This is a genomic window from Citrobacter sp. 50677481 (assembly GCF_001463265.1).
GTDB lineage: Bacteria > Pseudomonadota > Gammaproteobacteria > Enterobacterales > Enterobacteriaceae > Citrobacter_A > Citrobacter_A sedlakii.
In genome coordinates this window covers 1-935 of the sequence record NZ_LNHZ01000035.1, presented here as the reverse complement: position 1 = coordinate 935, position 935 = coordinate 1, and the positions used below count along the sequence as shown (strand labels likewise).

General features: G+C 48.6%; 1 pseudogene. It reads left to right on the top strand.

The features are described 5' to 3' along the window. Nucleotides 1-935 (top strand): annotated as a pseudogene (locus APU02_RS26895) (phage tail protein); the annotation flags it as partial.

Genomic DNA, 935 nt, shown 5'->3' with positions numbered 1-935 from the left:
ACTGCCGCGCTGGTTGCACAAAGTGCAGAAGCGCTACGTGGTCTTAACTACGACAAGCAGAACTGGCAGCGGTTATTTAGTAACAACGGAAATATAACTGTTACGTTGCCAGACGGCTCGCAATTCTCTGGTCCGTCATGGCCATATATGATTAGCACTGTAGCCACTAAAACGAACGGTGCAGTTCCTGTTAACCAGGGGGGGACTGGTTCAACTACTGCACAGGGTGCCAGGATAAATCTCGGCTTAGTAGATGATGCTGGTGTTATACCTGTTTCACTTGGAGGCACTGGCTCAAATACAGCATCAGGCGCAAGAAGTAATCTCGGTTTAGGTAATTCTGCAACGAGGAACGTAAACAGTAGTTCCGCCATCCCCACCCCAGCAACACCAGAAATAGCAGAACAAAACGCTAAAGATTTTAGAGGAATCATCAGCTATGCACTTTTAGGCAACTACCCGCTAGGCGTATCTAGCGCCATTATGCGCGGCGATCAGGGATGGAAGCAAACAAGTGCGGCGCTAGTTGGTGTCTTAAGCTCGCGAAACTGGAATGATAACAGCGGCGGCGATAGCGTTTTCCAGATAGGCATTAATAGAAACGGGGCGGGGTACAAAGTCGCCCAGCCGTCGGGCGATACGTACTATCTTAGTGACGTTATCAAGTTCAGAGACGAACGAAACACAACCGTAGATTCGAACGGTTTCATAAAGGTTGCGTCTCCCATTGTAAAGATATTCAGGGATGGTAGCTATGAAACGAATGAAGAGTCGGAAGGAGTTGCTGTTACCCACATAAATACAGGTGAGTATTTGATAGCAGGTTGCACCGGCCTTAATGCAGATGCAGCATGGGGAGGGATCGATGGTGGATTTGAAATCCCGGTAGACAGGAACAAGCTCGCGCGCATCTGGCTTGATTATGAAGTGAATGC